At 35.9% G+C, this 21,022-nt stretch carries 23 protein-coding genes; 10 read left to right on the forward strand and 13 right to left on the reverse strand.

The window, feature by feature from the left end; genetic code table 11:
• Window positions 1-16: 16 nt before the first annotated feature.
• The 4 genes from J2772_RS18355 to J2772_RS18370 form a co-directional block, all read right to left on the reverse strand.
• Window positions 17-379, reverse strand: a complete 363-nt coding sequence (locus tag J2772_RS18355) for a hypothetical protein (protein ID WP_209919265.1) — start codon at window positions 377-379, stop codon at window positions 17-19.
• Between the two features lie 19 nt (window positions 380-398).
• The gene (locus J2772_RS18360) at window positions 399-1,055 is read right to left on the reverse strand and encodes a hypothetical protein (RefSeq protein WP_209919267.1); all 657 of its coding nucleotides are present in this window, start codon (window positions 1,053-1,055) and stop codon (window positions 399-401) included.
• Window positions 1,056-1,137: 82 nt separating this feature from the next.
• Entirely contained in the window at window positions 1,138-1,824 is a 687-nt protein-coding gene (locus J2772_RS18365; RefSeq protein ID WP_002982671.1) for a response regulator transcription factor, read from the reverse strand.
• Between the two features lie 176 nt (window positions 1,825-2,000).
• Window positions 2,001-3,539 (reverse strand): sensor histidine kinase, encoded by a 1,539-nt coding sequence (locus J2772_RS18370; RefSeq protein ID WP_209919269.1) that lies wholly within the window; start codon window positions 3,537-3,539, stop codon window positions 2,001-2,003.
• Between the two features lie 201 nt (window positions 3,540-3,740).
• Between J2772_RS18370 and J2772_RS18375 the strand changes: the two genes are divergently transcribed.
• Window positions 3,741-4,226: an SRPBCC domain-containing protein gene (locus J2772_RS18375; protein ID WP_209919271.1), complete on the forward strand. Its 486-nt coding sequence runs from the start codon at window positions 3,741-3,743 to the stop codon at window positions 4,224-4,226.
• A gap of 98 nt (window positions 4,227-4,324) precedes the next feature.
• Here the strand turns inward: J2772_RS18375 and J2772_RS18380 are convergent, their stop codons facing one another.
• From J2772_RS18380 to J2772_RS18415, 8 genes are all read right to left on the reverse strand, one after another.
• The gene (locus J2772_RS18380) at window positions 4,325-5,152 is read right to left on the reverse strand and encodes a hypothetical protein (protein ID WP_209919273.1); all 828 of its coding nucleotides are present in this window, start codon (window positions 5,150-5,152) and stop codon (window positions 4,325-4,327) included.
• A 1-nt stretch (window position 5,153) separates the two neighbouring features.
• On the reverse strand, window positions 5,154-5,993 hold the full coding sequence (locus J2772_RS18385; RefSeq protein WP_209919275.1) for a hypothetical protein: 840 nt from the start codon (window positions 5,991-5,993) through the stop codon (window positions 5,154-5,156).
• Window position 5,994: 1 nt separating this feature from the next.
• Entirely contained in the window at window positions 5,995-6,882 is an 888-nt protein-coding gene (locus J2772_RS18390; RefSeq protein ID WP_209919277.1) for a hypothetical protein, read from the reverse strand.
• Between the two features lie 549 nt (window positions 6,883-7,431).
• Entirely contained in the window at window positions 7,432-7,770 is a 339-nt protein-coding gene (locus J2772_RS18395) for a hypothetical protein (RefSeq protein WP_045491598.1), read from the reverse strand.
• A gap of 35 nt (window positions 7,771-7,805) precedes the next feature.
• On the reverse strand, window positions 7,806-8,180 hold the full coding sequence (locus J2772_RS18400; protein ID WP_245365264.1) for a four helix bundle protein: 375 nt from the start codon (window positions 8,178-8,180) through the stop codon (window positions 7,806-7,808).
• Window positions 8,181-8,192: 12 nt separating this feature from the next.
• Window positions 8,193-10,238 (reverse strand): S9 family peptidase, encoded by a 2,046-nt coding sequence (locus J2772_RS18405; protein WP_209919278.1) that lies wholly within the window; start codon window positions 10,236-10,238, stop codon window positions 8,193-8,195.
• 143 nt (window positions 10,239-10,381) lie between these two features.
• A complete protein-coding gene (locus J2772_RS18410) occupies window positions 10,382-11,122 on the reverse strand; it encodes a uroporphyrinogen-III synthase (RefSeq protein ID WP_123869497.1) in 741 nt (246 codons plus the stop codon).
• Window positions 11,123-11,133: 11 nt separating this feature from the next.
• Window positions 11,134-11,802, reverse strand: a complete 669-nt coding sequence (locus J2772_RS18415; protein WP_209919281.1) for a DUF4271 domain-containing protein — start codon at window positions 11,800-11,802, stop codon at window positions 11,134-11,136.
• A 240-nt stretch (window positions 11,803-12,042) separates the two neighbouring features.
• Between J2772_RS18415 and J2772_RS18420 the strand changes: the two genes are divergently transcribed.
• The 4 genes from J2772_RS18420 to J2772_RS18435 all read left to right on the forward strand — a co-directional run bounded on the left by J2772_RS18420 (window position 12,043) and on the right by J2772_RS18435 (window position 15,455).
• The gene (locus tag J2772_RS18420) at window positions 12,043-12,759 is read left to right on the forward strand and encodes a polyprenol monophosphomannose synthase (protein WP_045491593.1); all 717 of its coding nucleotides are present in this window, start codon (window positions 12,043-12,045) and stop codon (window positions 12,757-12,759) included.
• Between the two features lie 10 nt (window positions 12,760-12,769).
• Window positions 12,770-13,135: a DUF4296 domain-containing protein gene (locus tag J2772_RS18425; RefSeq protein WP_209919283.1), complete on the forward strand. Its 366-nt coding sequence runs from the start codon at window positions 12,770-12,772 to the stop codon at window positions 13,133-13,135.
• 69 nt (window positions 13,136-13,204) lie between these two features.
• Complete coding sequence (tgt, locus tag J2772_RS18430; RefSeq protein ID WP_209919285.1) at window positions 13,205-14,335, forward strand: tRNA guanosine(34) transglycosylase Tgt; 1,131 nt, start codon at window positions 13,205-13,207, stop codon at window positions 14,333-14,335.
• A 7-nt stretch (window positions 14,336-14,342) separates the two neighbouring features.
• Complete coding sequence (locus J2772_RS18435; RefSeq protein WP_209919287.1) at window positions 14,343-15,455, forward strand: LptF/LptG family permease; 1,113 nt, start codon at window positions 14,343-14,345, stop codon at window positions 15,453-15,455.
• Here the strand turns inward: J2772_RS18435 and J2772_RS18440 are convergent.
• Window positions 15,449-16,165 (reverse strand): biotin--[acetyl-CoA-carboxylase] ligase, encoded by a 717-nt coding sequence (locus J2772_RS18440; RefSeq protein ID WP_209919289.1) that lies wholly within the window; start codon window positions 16,163-16,165, stop codon window positions 15,449-15,451. The genes J2772_RS18435 and J2772_RS18440 overlap by 7 nt on opposite strands.
• Before the next feature lie 87 nt (window positions 16,166-16,252).
• Between J2772_RS18440 and rsfS the strand changes: the two genes are divergently transcribed.
• The 5 genes from rsfS to J2772_RS18465 all read left to right on the forward strand — a co-directional run bounded on the left by rsfS (window position 16,253) and on the right by J2772_RS18465 (window position 20,936).
• Complete coding sequence (gene rsfS / locus J2772_RS18445; RefSeq protein ID WP_045491586.1) at window positions 16,253-16,618, forward strand: ribosome silencing factor; 366 nt, start codon at window positions 16,253-16,255, stop codon at window positions 16,616-16,618.
• A gap of 21 nt (window positions 16,619-16,639) precedes the next feature.
• Entirely contained in the window at window positions 16,640-18,661 is a 2,022-nt protein-coding gene (gene ftsH, locus J2772_RS18450; RefSeq protein WP_209919291.1) for an ATP-dependent zinc metalloprotease FtsH, read from the forward strand.
• Between the two features lie 135 nt (window positions 18,662-18,796).
• On the forward strand, window positions 18,797-19,378 hold the full coding sequence (locus J2772_RS18455; protein WP_209919293.1) for an LUD domain-containing protein: 582 nt from the start codon (window positions 18,797-18,799) through the stop codon (window positions 19,376-19,378).
• 24 nt (window positions 19,379-19,402) lie between these two features.
• Entirely contained in the window at window positions 19,403-20,275 is an 873-nt protein-coding gene (locus J2772_RS18460; RefSeq protein WP_209919295.1) for a phosphatidate cytidylyltransferase, read from the forward strand.
• 4 nt (window positions 20,276-20,279) lie between these two features.
• Window positions 20,280-20,936 (forward strand): phosphatidylserine decarboxylase family protein, encoded by a 657-nt coding sequence (locus J2772_RS18465; protein ID WP_209919297.1) that lies wholly within the window; start codon window positions 20,280-20,282, stop codon window positions 20,934-20,936.
• The last annotated feature ends 86 nt before the right edge of the window (window positions 20,937-21,022 follow it).

The following is a 21,022-nucleotide window of genomic DNA, read 5'->3' on the forward strand; positions in this document are numbered from 1 at the left end:
ACTCACAATGTTTTAATTAACCTATTTTAGGAGGTTGCCAGATTTCCTTTAATCGGTCGGAAAGGTAAGGGTCTGAATACTGAAACTGAGGATTCTTATTCGCTTTATAATAAGACAGTTCCAGACGCAGGTTTTTTGAAAAAGGAGTCTCAATAAAAGTAAAGCAGGCAACACATGACGAACAACAATCATCATTACATGACTTTGTAGCATCATCTTTACCCTCTTTTTTTGAGGAATGATTTTTACAGCAGTCGCTCTTCTTTCCGGATTCTGCTTTGCAGCAGGTTTCCTGCATAGATTGAGCGTAGAAACTATCCTTAGGAACCAGAAAAATTCCCAAACAAAATACTATTGCCAGTATGTGAAATAGCTTCATAGCTACAAAAATACAAAATTTATGGCAAAGGATCACCAACTTTTAGAGAACAGCTGTGCCAAGGTTCTCCATGAGCTGGGTTCACTTTAGGTTTTTCTCCCATAGCCAGATTTTGTGAAGCGGTTTGAGCCTTTGCCTGAACTGGAGTTGGTGTAGGAGTAACCTGTATATTGTTTTGTGCAGATTGAGGGGCCGCAGCCGGTTTACTGCTCAAAGGCTGTCCTACAGGGATGTCACATCGGTGTCCCGGTTGTCCATGTGGCGGATTCATTCCCGGAGCTGTTTTCACTGATTGAGCACTGTTATTCATGGTTACTTTCGCTGGGGATGCTTTACCAGGGTCAATTTGAATGGTATTGTTCGCTCCTACACTGATATTTTGAGAAGCAGGAGTTGCTGTTGGCTGGCTGTTTAAAGGCTGTCCTACAGGAATATCACATCGGTGTCCCGGTTGCCCGTGCGCAGGATTCATTCCCGAAGCAGTGGCCATTGCAGCTGGAGCCGCATTGGATTGGATTCCCGCCTGATCCATCAGTGAAGCTTTTGGAGCATTGTTTAGAGCTACAGAAGGCTGTTGCGAACCAGCTTCTTCTTTTAAATAAGTTGCTTTTTCATCTTTTTTACAAGAGACAGCTAATATTGATACAGAGATCAAACCTAAAAATGTATTCTTCATATCCTTGATTGGGTATGAAACAAAATTAGCAAAACATTTTCAATTGTTTTGCTAATTTTATATTTATAATACGATTTTTAGATTAATTTTTTACAAGAAGCCTAAATCCTTCTCCGTGAACGTTGATAATTTCCAATCCTTCATCATCTTTCAATAACTTACGAAGCTTAGCGATATACACGTCCATACTTCTTGCTGTAAAGTAATTTTCCTTTTTCCAGATCTTTCTAAGCGCAAGATCTCTTGGCATGAAATCGTTTCTGTGGATGCAAAGAAGCTTTAATAGCTCATTTTCTTTTGGAGAAAGTTTATATTCTTTATCACCTACCTTCAGTTGTCTCAGCATAGAATCGAAGAAGATATTGCTGATTTTGAACTGCTCCTGTTCTTCATTTTCCAGCGTAGAGCTTCTTTGAAGAATCGCCTTGATCTTGTATAAAAGAAGTTCTGTATCAAATGGTTTTGTGATATAGTCATCAGCTCCCAGTTGGTACCCTTTCAGGATATCTTCTCTCATATTTCTTGCAGTAAGGAATATGATCGGAGTATTTTTATCAATTTTTTTCACATCTTCCGCCAATGAAAATCCGTCCTTTTTAGGCATCATTACGTCAAATATACAGATGTCGAATTCATTTTCTGTAAATTCTTTCAATCCCTGTTCTCCATCAGTGGCAAGGGTTACTTCAAAATTATTGATGGTTAAATAATCTTTAAGCACCGCTCCGAAACTCTGATCGTCCTCTACTAATAATATTCTGTTGCTCATAACTTTTACTAATTAATAATTAACAATTAAGAATGAACTGCCTCACTCTCTCTTCTTATATTTTGTTTTTTTGGTTTCTTATTTTATAATGGATAAATGAGAGTTGATAATTGATACGAAATATTTTTTATCACCAATATATTATCATTTATCACTCATTGCTTATCTTTTATATCTTAGCTCATTGGCAGCTTGATTGTAAATGTGCTTCCATCACCTTTGTTGGATTCTACAATAATCTGTCCTTTGTGCAGTTCTACAATTTTTTTAACGTAGGAAAGACCTAATCCCTGTCCTTTTACGTTGTGAATATTTCCTGTCTCTTCTCTGAAGAATTTCTCGAAGATTTTTGTTTTATTCTGAGTTTCCATTCCCATTCCCTTATCTGATATTTCGATAACATACCAGTGCCCTTCATTTCTGGTTTCCACATGAATTTCCGGCGCTTCAGGAGAATACTTGTTGGCATTATCTAATAAGTTGACCAGCATATTCGAGATGTGGAATTCATCAATTTTAAAATTATAATGAGTGGCATTGAATTTTTGAGTCAGGCTACCGTTTCTCTGCTGTACAATCAGATTGAAGGATTCTGTTGTCCTTTTAATCAATTCCCTTACATTAGTTTCTTTCAGAAATAGTTCTACCTCATTTCGTTCAAGCTTAGACATGTTCAGAACATTTTCCACCTGCTTTTTCATCCTTAGATTTTCCTGTTTAATCAATTCTGAATAATACTTTACCTTATCCGGATTGGTAGCAATTTTATCATTTGCTAATGAATCAGTTGCCACGGAAATGGTTGCTAGCGGTGTCTTGAATTCGTGAGACATATTATTGATGAAGTCTGTTTTCACTTCAGCCAATTTTTTCTGTCTCATCATATAATTAATGGAAATAATATAAATCCCAAGAATCGTAAGCAATGAAAGGAAAGTTCCCAACAGCATCGGCCAGTTGTTCATCGCTAAAGAATATTCTTTCTTAGGGAAAACTACAGCCAGATTATATAAGGTATTGTACTTTTTATCAGTAAAAAGAGGATAGCTATAGGTATTGCTGTCTTTTTTTTCTTTGTAGGCTTTATTGGCAATACTGGTAAGTTTGTTGTCTTTATCAACAATTCCATATCCGAACTTGGCAGTAATTCCTCTGATTTTCAATTCTTTTGTGATCACTGAATCTAGAGTAGCCGGGCTCACCCTTTGTGCAATGGGTAAATTGTTTCCGTATACCTTTACGAATTCTTTTACAGCGTAATCCCCGGTTTCAATATCTTGATTGATATCCGAGGTGAGAATTTCGCGGTTGGTGGTATCTCTTTTTATTTTGTAAGCAGCTTCATCCGTATATAGAGTAGTCAGTTTTACAGAATCTCCTTTTTTAGAAATAGGAAGCTGTGCATTCGAAATAATATTCTTGGAATAGATAATCTGTCTCTGCGTTCCGGAATCTTCTACCTGTTGAATGGTAGTAAGCGAAGGATTCTTGCTGTTGGCAAGAATGGTACTTCTGTTATCCTTGGTTAGATATTTATCAGCTTCAATTTCTTCAATTGTTTTTGAAGTGCTTTCCAAAACGGAATAAACTTTATTTGAAAAGTCCTGTTCCAGTACTCCGTAATAGCCTTTCAACCAATAAAATTGGAGCGTAACGAAGACAATAAGTGAGATCGTCATAAACACCGAAATTATTGGGATGAATTTATTATTCATTATTTAATTATATATGTTTTGGAAAAATGAATGTTAAAATTAATTGTTTTAAGACTAGGTAAACAAAAAACGAGCCAAAAAATTATGTTTTTTTTCTTAAAAGACAGTTTTTTAACAATTATTTATGAATTATTGTTTACTTGTCATAGGAAAAGTCCTTTCTGTAAATAAAGAGTTACCTTTAATCAAAATTATTACTTTATGGAATCTAATATCATTTTCAACAAAGATTTTGATTCGAAAAGCGTCTATGTAATGGTTATTTACAAGGCTGATGTTTCGAAAGTGTGGAACTATTTTACCCAATCCGAATTATTGGATCAGTGGTGGGGGCCAAGACCCTGGAAGTCTGAAACGGTAAAACAGGATTTTAAAGAAGGCGGAATCTGGTTGTATGCTATGGTAGGTCCGAATGGAGAAAAAGGATATTCTCAATCCCAATACGGAGAAATCATAGAACATAGAAGTTTTGATTGGACGAGTGCTTTCTGTGATGAAAATGGGGATGTGAACAAAGATGCTCCAAAATCAAAATGGTTGATTGGTTTCACGGGAGTAGAGGAAGGAACAAAAGTAACGGTTAATATTCACTATCAATCTGAAGAAGTAATGAAGGAAATGCTGGATATGGGGTTTGAAGAAGGTTTTAAAATGGGGCTCAGTCAGCTTAAGGAAATCATTGGATGATAGATTTTTACTTTTATAAAAAATGAAAATCGGGTGCCTCAATTGAAGTACCCGATGTAATGAAATATGAATAAAAAATGTTTCGTGTTATTTCAGGCTTATAGTTTTTCTATGCTGATAAAAGTTCCGTCTGTTGGAACAACTTTGTAAACATCGGCAACCGTCAGGATAGAAACCCCTCCAGAAACCTGAACTTTAAGTTTGTCTCCTTTGTCGAACATGGCTAAGAACTCCATTGTTCCCACTCTGTTGGCCCCAGCTGTAATCAGGATGGCTTCATTTAAAGGAACATCATTTCGGGCAAGGATAGCTTCATTTTTTAAAGCCCTGAACGAAATCACAGGTGGGCTCACGTGGATCCCTGAAGTTTTTACTTTTAAGCTGATAAGAATCTTATAAAATCCGGATTCCTTGAATGTGAAATTGCTGAAGTCGCTGTTTACCGCTCCCTGAGGATCAATAATGCCAAGTTTATCTCCATCCAATGTGTTATTGTAGAATCCAAAAGGAACATCTTTTTGTCCACATCCGATAAGAATACATCCTACAGTTGGAAAATCACTTTCAGCGGTTGTCGGGTTCATACTGGCACGGGTCGTTCTTCCTCCACTTTCATAAAAAGTAGGTTTCCATTGATCTCCATCATATACTACCACTCTTTGAATATCTTTTCTGTACATAATCATACCCTGCATAGAAGGATCTTTATCAAAACGATTAGATTGACTGGCATTATACAGGGGTAATTCTGTTTCATTGTTTACCGTAGGGATCATCATCCCTTTAGATTGTGCTGAATTATCTTCTTTGTTCACAACACTGAACATGGAATTGGGACTTGGATTGGATGCACTACCAATGATAACCTGGGAAAATGCCATCTTGGCTGTTATTAGAAGTGCAGCGATATATATTTTCTTTCTCATCTTAGTTCAATTTTTCTATATAGATAAAAGTATCTTTATCATTCATTTTAAAATTCACACCAGCACCCACATTTAATCCTGTGTCAGCCTGAATACCAGCTCTTATTCGGATCTGGTCTCCTGCATGCAGATATTTTGTTGTGGAAAAGTTGTTCACAGAGTTTGAACTGCCGCCTGTTACCAACAATCCGTAAAGCAGAAAACTGTTTTCATGAATTTTTTGCCATCCTTCTCCAGCGGCATTGGCATATAGAGCCTGTAATGAAACAATGGTAGCTGCATTTCCCACAGAAAGTCCTCCGGCACTGCTTGTTTTTATAGATGGGTTAATTCTGTAAAAACCATCTGCAGGAATTGTAATTTCTCCACTAGCATTTACCGTAACCCCTAAATTATTTATATTATTTCTATCAAAATCGTTTAAAATATTAAAAGGGAGGGTAGGACGTCCTGTAATTCCCAATACATTGGCAACAGATACATCAGATGAATTGGATCCCAGAATACTTACATTTTTATAATTTTTGATACTTCTCTCTGTGGCAGCAATCCATCTGTAACCATCATATTTTACTACATCTTTAATCTCCTTGCTGTAAAATACCAAACCATTATCTTCAGGTTTGTTTTCATACAGATCCGGATGTGCTACATTATAATTAGGAAGTTCAGTATGGTTTTCAACAACAGGAAGCATAATTCCTTTTGAATTGTGCTCTACCTGTAAAGCTGCTCTTGGATGAACTGTTTCAGGTTTGTTACCCATTTTTACCTGAGCAAATCCCAGTGTGCTTATTGCTGTTACAATAAAAACTTGGAGCGTAATCGTTTTTCTGATCATTTTAATCACTTACTTTGGTGAACATTATTTCTCTTGGATAGTATTTGGCGATATTGGCATTGGCTGCAGCGGTAAGAGTAACCACTACAGATACTGTTGCCAATGGGGAATGTATTCTTGAAACAATATAATCTCCAGGATTCAAGCGGATTCTTGTGGTGGTGAAAGCTGCCGTATTGGTGTCCCCGCCAATTCCCAGAATACCATAATAATCAGGGAAGAATGTGGTAAGTTTTACTTCATTGTAACTTCCGTTACTTTGTTTCAGGTAGGCTCTCAGTTGATATTGAGGACCACTTGTCAGGGATACGGCACCTCCTGTTTTGGAAGGGACATTCAGGTAAATGTCATAAACACCGGCTTCATTAATGACGAATTTGGCATTATCAAAGCTTTTGTCTCCATAAAGCCCTCCTCCTGCCACTACTGCAGTTTCCCTTGTTATATTAAGGTTATTATAGGATTGTTTACCGTCAACAGCAGCACTGAAGCCCAATCCTACGTGTCTGCCACATCCAAGAAGGATACATACAACACTTGTCTCTTCATCAGCATTGGATAAAAATCTGGACTGTTTCATTTTGAATTCGGCAGCGGTAGGTTCATTGTTCCATTTTTCTCCGTCATAGGAATAAAATGTAGCATGTGTTTTTTCGAACATCATCATTCCTGTCATCTCAGTATCTGGGGTGGTGGTGCTATATAATGGAAGGTTCTCCGGTGCTGATACTTCAGGAAGCATCATCCCGTAATTTTTTCCTTCATATTTTCCGTCTACCTGTAAAATGGCCTTGTTGTGGATTTCAACCGTTGGGTTTTTCGAAATACCTACTTGTGAAAAGGCCATACTGACAATGAGCAACATTAAAGAAGTGCTAATTTTTTTCATGGTTTGATTTCTATTTAAATTTTAATCTGTCTTATTCAGAAGAATTTTTTTGAAATACATAGTTTTTCAGTCATTAATTTTTTGTGTGTTTTTTCAAATTTTTATCCTTCCCGGCTCACGGTGAGTCGGGATATCATTTGGTTGTGTCTTTTTTTCAGTACTGTACATAAAGTGTAAGACTGAAGAAATTGACCATAGTATTCTGAGGGAAATTGACCATAGTAGTAGGTCAAAAGAATGTGGTCTGGAAGCCTCTAAATTACAACTCTAATATAGAATATGCCTAGCAAATTCTAAATATTTATAAAATATTAATATGTAATTCGTAAAAAATGACTGTAAGCGTCTGGGAATGAAATTGTTTAAAAATTTAACCAAAAATAAAAAATTAGAATAATTTTTAAATGATTGCGCTATTTTTGTTTAAAAAAAATAGAGACAAGTTTTTGGCTTGTCTCTATTTGTATAAGGTATGCAGTATTTTAGGTGGGTTTTGGTAATGATGGTATGGTTTCATTGTCAAATTTCTAAATAACCGCAGTTTTGAATTTAAATCAGCTCTTCTTCCTGGAAGTACTGGATAATTGCCTTTTTCATAAGCAAGGTCTGCTCATTAGGTTTTAATTCCGGAAGATCTTCCAATTTTTCAAACTGTGGCCACCCATCTTCATAGTGTGTAAATTTGTAATATCCAAAAGGCTCAAGCAATCTGCAAACAGCAATATGGATGAGATTTACTTTGTCTTCTTTTGTATATTTCTGTTGCCCGCTGCCAAGTTCCTGTAGCCCTATTAAAAACAGTAAAGTCTCAATAGGTGGGTTCTTCTCGGTTTCGAAATTATCTTCGAAGAACTGTTCTATTTTTTTCCAATATTCGGACTCGTTCATATAATTGATAAATGATGATTGATAATTGATGTTGTTTAACGTTTAAGTTCTTCTCCTAGTTTCTTTTTATAGGCTGAAGTTGTTTTTAAAATTTCGCTGGCTTCATTAATAAGGTATTCCATTTTATCTTTTTTAAGTAAATGAAGTTCATCTATTAATTCCATCCAAAATAAGGTTTCATCGGCTTCTTCCACAACAATACATATCTTAGAGTATTTTTCTTTTGTGGACCGTGCCCGGCACATTGCTCTGTAATTGCTTGCTGTTGATGAGACAGATCTGAAAATTTGTTTTCTGATATTTGATATCTTATCGGAATATGGAATTTCAGACAACTCATTAATAATTGTAATTGTTAATGTTTTAGTTCTTTTTGAAAAGATCTGGTTATAGTCGTTCATGAAATCCATATCAATTATCATTTATCGATGATCATTTATCTTCAATAAGAACGCATACTCAAGTGCGTCTTCCTTCAGGGATTCAAATCTTCCACTTGCACCTCCATGACCTGAGCTCATATCTGTTTTAAAGATCAGGATGTTGTCATCTGTCTTCAGTTCCCTAAGTTTTGCAGTCCATTTTGCAGGTTCCCAATATTGTACCTGAGAATCATGGAATCCTGTTGTGATAAGAATGTTTGGATAGTCTTTGGCTTCAACATTGTCATAAGGAGAATAATCTTTCATATAATGATAGTATTCCTTGTCATTAGGATTTCCCCATTCATCATATTCCCCTGTTGTTAATGGAATAGTGTCATCTAACATAGTAGTAACAACGTCCACAAAAGGAACCTGTGCAACAATACCGTTGAATAATTGAGGTTCGTAGTTGACAACCGCTCCTACCAAAAGACCTCCGGCACTTCCACCCATGGCATACATATGATTGGATGAAGTATAGTTTTCCTTAACCAGATATTTTCCGGCATCAATAAAATCAAAGAAGGTATTTTTCTTGAATAGCATCTTTCCATCCTCATACCATTCTCTTCCCAGATATTCACCACCACGGATGTGAGCAATGGCATAAATAAAGCCACGATCAAGGATGGATAACCTTACATTTGAAAAGCTGGCGTCAACAGTATGTCCATAACTTCCATATCCATATAATAAAAGTGGAGTATCTGCTGATTTCTTTGTGTCTTTATGATAAACAAGAGAAATAGGGATTTTTGTTTCCCCATCTCTGGAATCTGCCCATATTCTTTCGGAAATATAATTTTCCGGGAAGAACTTACCTCCTAAAACCTCTTGCTGTTTCAGAAGTTTTGTAGTTTTGTCCTTCATGTTGTACTCGTATGTAGAACCAGGCTGAGTAAGGGAAGTATAGCCGTAGCGTAGAACTTCGGTGTCAAATTCCAGATTAATTCCGATATAAGCTGTATACGTTGGATCTGAGAAAGGAAGGTAATAAGACTCTTGAGTTTTTTCATCAATAATCTTGATTTGAAGCAGTCCTTTTTCTCTTTCTTCAAGAACCAGATAATCCTGGAAGATTTCAAAGCCTTCCAATAAAACTTCAGGACGGTGAGGGATGACGTCTACCCAGTTTTCCATACCACAGTTTTCAATCTTAGTTTTTACAATTTTGAAGTTCGTAGCGTCATCAGCATTCGTGATAATGTAGAATTCATCTTTGTAATGCTCTACGGAATATTCAAGGTCATCTATTCTTGGCTGAATCACTTTCCAGTCTGCAAAAACATTGTCTGCAGGGATAAAATGATGCTCATCAGAAATTGTACTTGAACTTGCAATGAAAATATATTGCAGGGATTTTGTTTTGAAAACATTTACATCAAATGTGTCATCTTCTTCATGGAAGATCAGGACATCTTGCGAAGCATCAGTTCCTAGTTTGTGTCTGTAAACCTGGAATGCGCGAAGGCTTTTGTCTTTTCTGATGTAAAATACATGTTGATTGTCATTAGCCCAAACGGCTTTTCCTGTAGTGTTCAGAATTTTATCGGGAAGAATTTCTCCGGTCTTTAAGTTTTTGAAGTTTAAAGAGTAGATTCTTCGTCCTACATTGTCTGAAGAAAAAGAAGCCAATTCATTATTAGGGCTTACCGCAACACTTCCTACCTCGAAGAAATCTTCACCTTCTGCCAACCTATTAACGTTAAGTACAATTTCTTCCTCGTTATCCAGGCTTTCATACTTTCTGCAGAAGATAGGATATTCTTGGCCTTCTTCGTAGCGTACAATGTACCAGTATTCATTAAAGAAATAGGGAAGGGATTCATCATCCTTTTTATAACGGGCTTTCATTTCTTCGAAGAGTTCTTCCTGTAGTTCTTCGGTGTCTTTCATGATGAATTCTTCGTAAGCATTTTCTTCTTCAAGATATTGGATAACTTCCGGATTTTCCCTTTCATTAAGCCAGAAGTAATTATCAATTCTTCTGTCGCCGTGGGTTTCTAGTATTTTTTCTATTTTTTTTGCCTGTGGAGCTTTCATCAGAATATTTTATTTTTTTGCAGGGCCTGATATGCTTTATCAGAACGTGCTATTTAATGTTAATTTTTGTTCAAATGTAGTTAAAAAAAAACCATCTTTCCTGTATTGAAAAGATGGTTGAGCTTATTTTTTTGTATTAAAGACTATTTGTGTAGCGCTTTAATATATTTTTCTAGGGCCATAGTCATAGAAGGAGTTTCCTTCGTAGGAGCCATTAGATCTACTTTTAATCCCGCTTCTTCCGCTGCAGCCAAAGTCGTGTTACCGAAAACTCCGATCTTTGTTTCATCCTGTTTGAAGTCAGGGAAATTCTGTTGTAGAGATTTGATTCCTTGTGGGCTGAAGAAGATCAACATATCGTAATCTTGAATGTTGATATCAGTCAGGTCACTACATACAGTACGGTACATAATTGCTCTTGTCCATTCAATATTTGCAGAATCCAAAGTTTTTACAATGTCCGGACTTAAAACATCTGAAGATGGCAACAGATATTTTTCAGTAGGAAACTTCTTGAACAGAGGAAGTAGATCTGAGAAGTTTTTCTCCCCAAAGCTGATCTTTCTTTTTCTATACACAATGTGCTTCTGAAGATAATTGGCAATTGCTTCCGACTGGCAGATGTATCTCATTGTATCTGGAACTGCAAAACGCAATTCTTCTGCAAGTCTGAAATAATGGTCAATAGCATTTTTACTGGTAAAAATGATACCGGTATATTGCGTCAGATCTATTTTCTGAGTTCTGAGCTCTTTATTGTCAACCCCTTCGACGTGGATAAATGGACGGAAATCAATCTTTATTTTTTCCTTCTTCGCTATATCCAGATATGGAGAAGACTCACTAGGCGCTGGTTGAGAAACCAATATAGACTTTATTCTCATCTTTGACTTTATTAAAAAAATAACAGCTTCCAAAGCAGTAATAATGGTGTGATTTGGAGCGTGCAAATATACAAAAATTTATAATACCATTTCTCCGGAAGAATCTTGTTCTTGTGAAATAAATAGAAAAAAACTTTGAAAATGAATACAAAAGAAAAGAAGAAGAAATAATATAAGAAGGTTTTATTTCTGTCTATAGGGAAGTAATAATGGGTAACACACAAAATTATCATCAAAAAAGACAGGATAAAATAGAATTTGGTGGAGGTGAAATAAAAAATAGTCCATTTTTTTCCATCCCCTATACTTTGATAGAATAAATAACCTAATGTTGATTTTATCAGATAAAAAAACATAACTGCCAGCAAGGTGTACCCAAACTTATTAAGCTGGTATCCCAAAATCTGCAGATCTGCAATAAACTTAGGAACTACCGGAATATACTGAGAGATCAGTACGGATAAAGTAAGTGTAATTACACAGGATGTAATAATCCAGCTCGGAAGGTTATTGCTTGCATCAAAATACTTTTGAAGCAGAAAATCTTTAAGACTGGCATCTCTCTCTATAATGTTCATCATAAAAACATATAAAAAGATACAGCCTATAAGTATAAAAATTACCCAATCGTTATTCTCAGGTATTCTTACATGATTGATGTAGTTTGGTGATGACGGCAAATTTTAAGTTTTTTATTTTTTTATTTAACTATAAATAACACAACTTGGCATAGAATTTCTTTATTGCTTCATCTGTTAAATTTAATATTACAATCTATTTTTCATTGATGATATGGAGCATTCAAAACTGTAGAAAACAATTTTTGTCTAATCCCGGAATCTTTGAAAAAGATTTTTGCAAAATTATAGATTATTTTGTATAAAATAAAAAGGTTAAATAAACTATCTTTGCAAACTGAAATGAAAAAACTCGTCATAATCCCAACATATAACGAAAAGGAAAATATTGAAAATATTATTTCCGCGGTTTTTGCATTGGAGGATGACTTTCATATCTTAGTAGTGGATGATTCTTCTCCAGATGGAACAGCGGATGTAGTAAAGGAATTACAGAATAAATATCCACATTATCTGCACCTTTCGATAAGACATATTAAAGATGGCTTAGGGAAAGCCTATATTCATGGGTTTAAGTGGGCGATCGAAAATAAATATGACTATATTTTTGAAATGGATGCCGATTTTTCGCATAACCCTAATGATCTACCTAAACTTTTTGAAGCCTGCCTGAATGCAGATATGGCCATCGGTTCCCGCTATTCAAAAGGAGTGAATGTGGTGAACTGGCCAATGGGAAGAGTTTTGTTATCTTATTTTGCATCAAAATATGTGAGATTTATTCTAGGACTTTCTATCCATGATACCACAGCCGGTTTTGTCTGCTTTTCACGAAAAGTATTGGAAGAAATCGGGTTGGATAATGTAAGATTGAAAGGATATGGATTTCAGATAGAAATGAAATTCAGAGCCTTTAAAAAAGGGTTCAGAATTGTAGAAGTTCCTATTATATTTACCAATAGAATTTTAGGAGAAAGCAAAATGAACGGTGGAATTATCCATGAAGCTGTTTTTGGTGTTTTAAACTTAAAATGGAAGTCAATCATCAATAGATTATAAAAATAAGCAGATGAAAAATTTGATTCTTGTTTTTGTTTTTCTGGGGCTTTTTTCATGTAGTGATTATATCGATAAGCCTAAAAATCTGATCGATCAGGATGTGATGGCAGAAGTTGTTGCAGAGCTTGTGATGAACGATCAGGTTAACTTTATGTATCAGAACAGAAATATGGAAGCTGGTACAAGGTTTATTTTAAAATCTCATAATATAAAACCGGATGACTTTGTTGAAAGTTTTAAATATTATGTGATTAAAGAAGAAATGGAAGGCATAGCAAATGATGCACAGCAAATTTTACTGAAGAAAGATCCCAAGGCGGATCAATATGTAAAAGATAAGCTGAAAAAGGCTGAATTAGGAATGCCTCAAAAATAAATAATGATGTAGCGGGTTTTGCCCGGACAATGATAATTGCTGATCGCAGTGAGCTAAAAAAGTGTACAAATGAAATTTTTTAATATCGAAAAAACCTCTGAAGGAAAAGCTAGGGCAGGGGAGATTACTACAGACCACGGGAAGATTGAAACTCCCATTTTTATGCCGGTAGGAACTGTTGCAAGTGTAAAAACAGTTCATCAGAGAGAATTAAAAGAAGACATTAAAGCCCAGATTATTTTGGGAAATACTTACCACCTTTATCTTCGTCCAGGAATGGAAACGATGCAGGATGCCGGTGGTCTACATAAATTCATGAACTGGGATCTTCCTATTCTTACAGATTCAGGAGGTTTTCAGGTGTTCTCGTTAGCGAGTAACAGAAAAATGACCGAAGAAGGAGCAAGGTTCAAGTCTCATATTGACGGAAGCTATCACATGTTCTCTCCTGAAAGATCAATGGAAATCCAGAGACAGATTGGAGCAGACATTTTCATGGCTTTTGACGAATGTACACCTTATCCATGTGATTACAACCAGGCGAAATCATCTATGGAGCTTACCCACCGTTGGCTGAAAAGATGTATTGACTGGACTAATAACAATCCTGAATTATACGGACATAAGCAAAGACTTTTCCCAATTGTTCAGGGATCTACTTATTCAGACTTAAGAAAAATTTCTGCAGAAGTAATTTCTGAAGCAGGAGCTGAAGGAAATGCTATCGGAGGGCTTTCTGTAGGAGAGCCTGAAGAGGAAATGTACAGAATCACTGATGAAGTAACAGATATCCTTCCAAAAGAAAAACCAAGATACCTTATGGGAGTGGGAACTCCTTGGAATATTCTTGAATCTATCGGATTAGGAATTGATATGATGGATTGCGTTATGCCTACCAGAAATGCCAGAAATGCAATGCTTTTCACATGGCAAGGGGTAATGAATCTTAAAAACGAAAAATGGAAGCGTGATTTCTCGCCTTTGGATGAATTCGGAACCAGCTTTGTGGATCATGAATATTCAAAAGCGTATCTTCGTCACCTGTTTGTATCCAAAGAATATCTGGCAAAACAGATTGCTTCAATTCATAATCTTGCGTTTTACCTTGATCTGGTAAAAGTAGCAAGAGAGCACATCATAGCAGGAGACTTCTATGAGTGGAAAAATTCTGTAGTACCTGTTCTTAGACAAAGACTGTAAAAGACATATGCTTAAGATTGTAGACAGATATATCATTAAAAAATACCTTGGAACTTTTAGTTTCATGCTGGTACTATTGTCTATAGTGGTACTTGTTATCGATGTTCAGCAAAAGATCCCAAGGATAGAAAATGCAAAAGCTCTTGATCCCAAATTAGATCTTGGGTATTTCCTGATTCATTTTTATCCTTTCTGGATTATTAATCTTGTGGTGACATTCCTTTCCATCCTGGTATTTATCACTGTGATCTATTTCACATCCAGAATGGCCAATAACACTGAAATTGTGGCTATTATCAGCAGTGGTGCCAGTTTCCATAGATTTTCAAAACCTTATCTCTATACTTCGATTCTGATTGCATTGATGGCACTCGTGGTGTATCATTTGGTGCTCCCTTGGGCAAATATCAAGAAAAATGAACTGGAAGCATATACTTATAATGCTGCTAATAAAGAAAAAATTCTTGGAACTGCTCCAGCCTCTTCACAGCTAAGCAGAACTGAATATATCTTTGTAGATTCCTGGAATAAAAGAGAAAAAAGAGGATCCAGCTTTGTATATCAAAAGTTCGATACCCATAGAAAAATGGTGTACGAATTAAAAGCCAGTGAAGTATATTGGGATCAGGACAAAAAACAGTTTGTTCTAAATAATTATCTGGAAAAAACCATCAATAAAGATAATACAGAGAAACTGAATAATGGGATAGAGCTTAGAAAAAACTACAGCCATTCTCCTGAAGAACTTTTCCCGAATGAACTTTTAGGACAAAATAAAACCACACCGGAACTTTTAAAATTCATAGAAAGAGAAAAAGCCAGAGGAAACAGTAACCTGAATTCTTATCTGAATGAGCTTCATCAAAGAACTTCAATGCCGGTTTCTATTATTATTCTTACTTTCCTTGCTCTTTCCCTTTCTTCTCAAAAGAAAAGAGGAGGTTTGGGGATTAATCTTGCTATCGGAATTTCATTGGCCTTCCTTTTTGTCTTTTCATTTGAAGCTTTAAAGGTGGTTTCAGAGAATAAGAGTTTGTCACCAGCTTTGGCGATGTGGCTGCCTAATTTGGTATTTCTTCCGCTTACTCTATATCTTTATATCAAAAGAGCGAATCAGTAAAGAAGTTTTACTTCTTTGTGATAGAAAGAACGCAGACCATCATTTTCCAATTCGATCCAAAGTTCACCCTTTTTATCGGCATTTCGGATGATGCCATTTTGTCTCTCTTTTTCAATTTCAAAGACTGAGATCTCATCCTTTCGGAATAAGTTTTTATTGAAGTTGTCTAGAATTTCCTGGTCAGAAGGAATATTTTTCAGTTTCTCTGACAAGAATTCATGAAGGTTTAAACTAAGCTCTTCAAGATCAAATTCCTTCCCTGTCTGCGTTAGAAGTGAACCAGCATTCGATATTTCTTCAAATTTGTCCTGAAGAATATTAATTCCCGTTCCGATAATGAAATAATTATTTTGATTAATTTTTTTCTTTTCAATCAAAATTCCAACGATTTTTTTACCTTTAAGGATAATATCATTCGGCCATTTGATTTTTACGTCATTATCAGCCAAATTGGCAAGGAAATCCCTTACAAGTATTGCGGTATAATAATTGAATATAAAGTGGGAGCACAAGATGTTTTGAGTATTCACTGCCAGCGTATAAGCCAGATTTTTTCCGGCGGTAGGAGTCCAGGTATTTCCATACTGGCCACGGCCTTTAGTTTGATTGAAAGTATGCAATCCTATAAAATCTGAATCTTCGTAAAGTAAAAACTTTGATATTTCGTCATTAGTAGAAGAACATTCTTTCAGATAGAAGAGTTGGCTCATTTAAGAAAACTTTAAGACATTAAGGGGGTAAAAGTAAGGTTAAAGTAAAGAAAAAACAATAAATTTGCAGATTATAGTATTTTTTTAATGAATAAAACAGCAGAAAAACAAGCACTAATAGATAAAATCGTTGAAGCACTTCAAGACGTAAAGGGGGAAGATATTATGATCTTCGATCTTTCAAACATTGAAAACTCAGTAGCGGAGACGTTCGTAATATGTAGCGGTAACTCAAATACACAAGTTTCAGCATTAGCAGGAAGTGTAGAGAAAAAAGTGAGAAATGATCTGAAAGATAGACCTTGGCACGTTGAAGGAACTGAAAATGCAATGTGGGTATTGGTAGATTATGTTTCAGTAGTAGTTCACATTTTCCAGAAAGATGTACGTGAATATTACGATATCGAAGAACTTTGGGGTGACGCAGTCATTACCAAAATTGAAAATGAATAATAAAAATTTTAAAAAGTCTAAATGAATAACAAAGGATTCAATTGGTTCTTTCCTATTGCAATCATAGCTCTTTTGCTTTTCTTTGGTTCCAATTTCCTTGGTGGAGATACAGCAAAAACTATAGATGAAGATGGTTTCTTTAGAGAAATGCAGGCGGGGAAAGTCCAAAATATTATTATATACAAAGACATAGAGAAAGCTGATGTTTTCCTTACCAAAGAAGCAAAGTCAGCAATGGTTTCCAAAACCGGAAAGGAAAATAATCCTTTTTCAGCTTTAGATATGGCTCCAAAAGCAGATTATTCTGTAAAATATGGAGATCTTCAACTTTTCTTACAGAAATTTGAACAGATCAAAGCAACCAATCCGGCTATTAAAACAGCTAAAGATTATGGAACAGGTAAGAGTCCTTTCACAGATATTCTTGTATCTGCACTAATCTGGATTGCTATCTTGGGATTATTCTACTTCCTTCTTTTCAGAAAGATGGGCGGCGGCGGAGGTCCTGGCGGACAGATCTTCTCAATCGGGAAATCTAAAGCTAAGCTTTTCGATGAAAAAGAAAGAATTCAGGTAACATTTAAAGATGTTGCAGGATTGGAAGGTGCTAAAGAAGAAGTACAGGAAGTGGTAGACTTCTTGAAAAACTCTGAAAAATATACAAAATTAGGAGGTAAAATTCCCAAAGGAGTACTATTGGTAGGGCCTCCGGGAACAGGTAAAACCTTATTGGCAAAAGCTGTTGCAGGAGAAGCTAAAGTTCCTTTCTTCTCGCTTTCAGGATCTGATTTCGTGGAAATGTTTGTTGGAGTAGGAGCTTCAAGAGTAAGAGACCTTTTTGCTCAGGCGAAAGCTAAATCTCCAGCGATCATCTTTATTGATGAGATTGATGCCATAGGACGTGCAAGAGGAAAAAGTAATTTCTCAGGCGGAAACGATGAAAGAGAAAACACCTTGAACCAGCTTCTTACTGAAATGGATGGTTTCGGAACAGATGTGAATGTGATTGTAATGGCGGCTACCAACAGAGCAGATATCCTTGATAAAGCCTTGATGAGAGCAGGACGTTTTGACCGTTCAATCTATGTAGACCTTCCGGAATTACATGAAAGAAAAGACATTTTTGATGTTCATTTAAAGAAAATCAAACTTGATGATAATGTAGATAGAGATTTCTTAGCAAAACAAACTCCTGGATTCAGTGGAGCGGATATTGCTAATGTTTGTAACGAAGCAGCATTGATTGCAGCGAGATACAACCATACCTCTGTTACAAAACAGGACTTCCTGGATGCAGTAGATAGAATTATTGGTGGACTTGAAAAGAAAAATATGGCGATTAAGCCATCTGAGAAAAGAAGAGTGGCTTATCATGAGGCAGGTCACGCTACAATCTCTTGGCTGGTTGAGCATGCATCACCACTTTTAAAAGTAACCATTGTCCCAAGAGGACGCTCATTAGGTGCCGCTTGGTATCTTCCGGAAGAAAGACAGCTTACCACTACTGAACAGATGTTGGATGAAATGTGTGCAACATTAGGAGGTAGAGCAGCAGAGCAGGTGATCTTCAATAATATTTCAACAGGAGCACTTTCTGATCTGGAAACTGTTACGAAAAGAGCGCAGGCTATGGTTACGATCTATGGTTTAAGCCCAAATATCGGAAACATTTCTTATTATGACAGTTCAGGCCAGTCTGAATATTCTTTCGGAAAGCCGTATTCTGAAGAAACTGCTACAAAAATTGATGTAGAGATCAAAGCGATTATCGAAAATCAATATGAAAGAGCTGTAAGAATCTTGGATGAGAATAAAGATAAACTAGATGCTTTAGCGAATAAGCTTTTAGAAAAAGAAGTGATCTTCCGTGAAGACTTAGAAGAAATCTTTGGTAAAAGAGCTTGGGATCCTGAATTGACAGAGAAACCGGTTACCAATACAATTCCTGAAAAAGATCAGCCTGAAGTGTTGGAAACGCCTCAGATTAAAGAAAAAGAGGAGGAAAGCGAAATACAGGCTCCAGAAAGCCCAACACAGCTTTAAAATCCTTAAAAAATAGGAAATATAAAACCTGACAACTTTAAAATTGTCAGGTTTTTTCATATTTAAGGAGATATTTTGGAATCTATTGTAATTTATTTTCTATTTTTGTATAAAGTTGACTAAAAATAGATTAAGTTGAATTTATTCAAGAGGATTGTAAGCAAACTTACCAACCAGCCTGAAGAAGAAGAAAACCAGAGCCTGGAGAAGCTTGGGGATTCGCTAAAAAATGCGGATCTCGACTATAAGTTTGCGCAATTATTTACGCATTCGGGGGGATTTTTTAATTATTGTGCAGATGAAGCGGAGGCTCTACAAACTTTAAATCAAATTATCAAAATAGAAGGTATTAACAATCTTTTCTGTTGGGATAAGGAACTTCAGAACTTCTTAAACGTTGTGAAATCTCCTTATACGTCAGAATTGCAGTCATCCAATGATGCTGCATTTATCACTTGTGAATATCTGATTGCGTATGATGGCAGAATTATGCTTTCACACAATAATATTCTTCATTATCATTCTTCAAGGCTACCGGATAGGATTATCATCATTGCCAATGTTTCACAGATTGTAAACAACCTGAATGATGCCATGGGGAAAATAAAAAGAAACGGAAATATCAAGAACCTTACTTCCATCAGCGGAAGCCAGTCTAAAATGGACAGTTCTTCGAATTCCAATACAAAACTGTTTTTATTGCTGCTTGAAGATTAAGCACCCACTACTAAATTTTAAATTTTGGACAAAAACCTCATTCAAAGAACCGTTTCAGGTCTCGTTTATGTAGCCATTATCATTCTTTGTTCGACTCCGTTAGGGGCGCAACTTATCAACAGCATTCTTCCTGGTCTTATTCAGCAACAGTATCTTTACTATGGTTTGATAAGTCTTTTATTGGTAGTAGGAACCTGGGAATGTGTAAAGATCATGAAATTTGGAAAAGGATATGAAAAATGGATCGTGTATCCATTGGTTATTTTTATATTCTATGTTTTTTCCAAAAGATACTTCCATCATGATTTCTTTTTTGATTTCAGATTGAGTGAGATACTAGCTCTTGCCTTAATTGGTATTGCTGTAGTCACTTTATTTAAGTTTCCTAACGAATTATACTTTGACAGCGGAAAATTGATTTTTACGGTCATTTACGTGGCTCTACCGTTCAGTTTTGCATTAGGATTACCAAAGTTTTCCAGTTATAGCGATAGTTTCTCTCTGGAAGTTCTTTTCCTTTTTATCCTGATCTGGAGCAGTGATACTTTTGCTTACCTTGTAGGAAAGTTCTTTGGAAAACATAAGATGGCTCCTAAGATTTCTCCTAAAAAAACATGGGAAGGTTATATAGGAGGAGTTGTTCTTACATTGGTATTGTCTTATTTTGTAGAGCACTATCAGCCTGAACTGAGAGGAAACTGGATGGTTGTAGGATTTTTAGTGGCAGCTTTTGCTCCACTGGGAGATTTGGTAGAAAGCCAGCTGAAGAGAAACTTCGGTGTGAAGGACAGTGGAAACATCATTCCAGGACATGGCGGAGTATTAGATAGGCTGGATAGTTTTATTATCTGCGTTCCTGTCGTATATTTGTACTTTATTTTAGAAAAATTTATTTAGTCTCATGAAATTGCATAGAGAATCAAAAGGAACGATTACGGTAGCAACAATACTTTTTTTTGTATTGGGAGCTTTAGCCATCTATTTCCTTAAAATATGGTCTTTGTTGATCATCATACCTTTGTTGGTAATTTACAGCCTTATATTCTGGTTTTTCAGAGTTCCTAGCCGTAGTATTCTTGATCACAGAGAGAATGTAATAGCGCCGGTTGACGGAAAAGTAGTAATGATCAAAGAAGTGGAAGAAAATGAATTCATTAAAGGAAAGGCCATTCAGGTTTCCATCTTCATGTCTCCATTGAACGTACACATCTGTAGATACCCGGTAACCGGAAAAGTGATCTATAAGAAATACCATCCTGGAAAATACCTTGTAGCATGGCATGAAAAGTCATCTACAGAGAATGAAAGAACAACAGTAGCTATTGAAACTGAAACCAACCACAAAGTAGTTTTCAGACAGATCGCAGGATACGTAGCCAGAAGGATCGTGTTCTACTGTAATGAAGGAGATCAGGCGAAAGCCGGGCATGAGTTCGGATTTATCAAATTCGGATCAAGAATGGATGTATTCCTGCCTTTGGATACTGAAATCATCTGTAAGATCGGAGACATTACCAAAGGAGGTTTAGATGTTATTGCAAAACTTAAACAAAATTAGTTTATAACTGTTACATAATAAAAAGGAGAAAATCTTAAATGGTTTTCTCCTTTTTTATTTCAACTGTTTAGGTTAAATGAAAGAAA

This window comes from Chryseobacterium jejuense (assembly GCF_017877355.1).
Lineage (GTDB): Bacteria > Bacteroidota > Bacteroidia > Flavobacteriales > Weeksellaceae > Chryseobacterium > Chryseobacterium jejuense_A.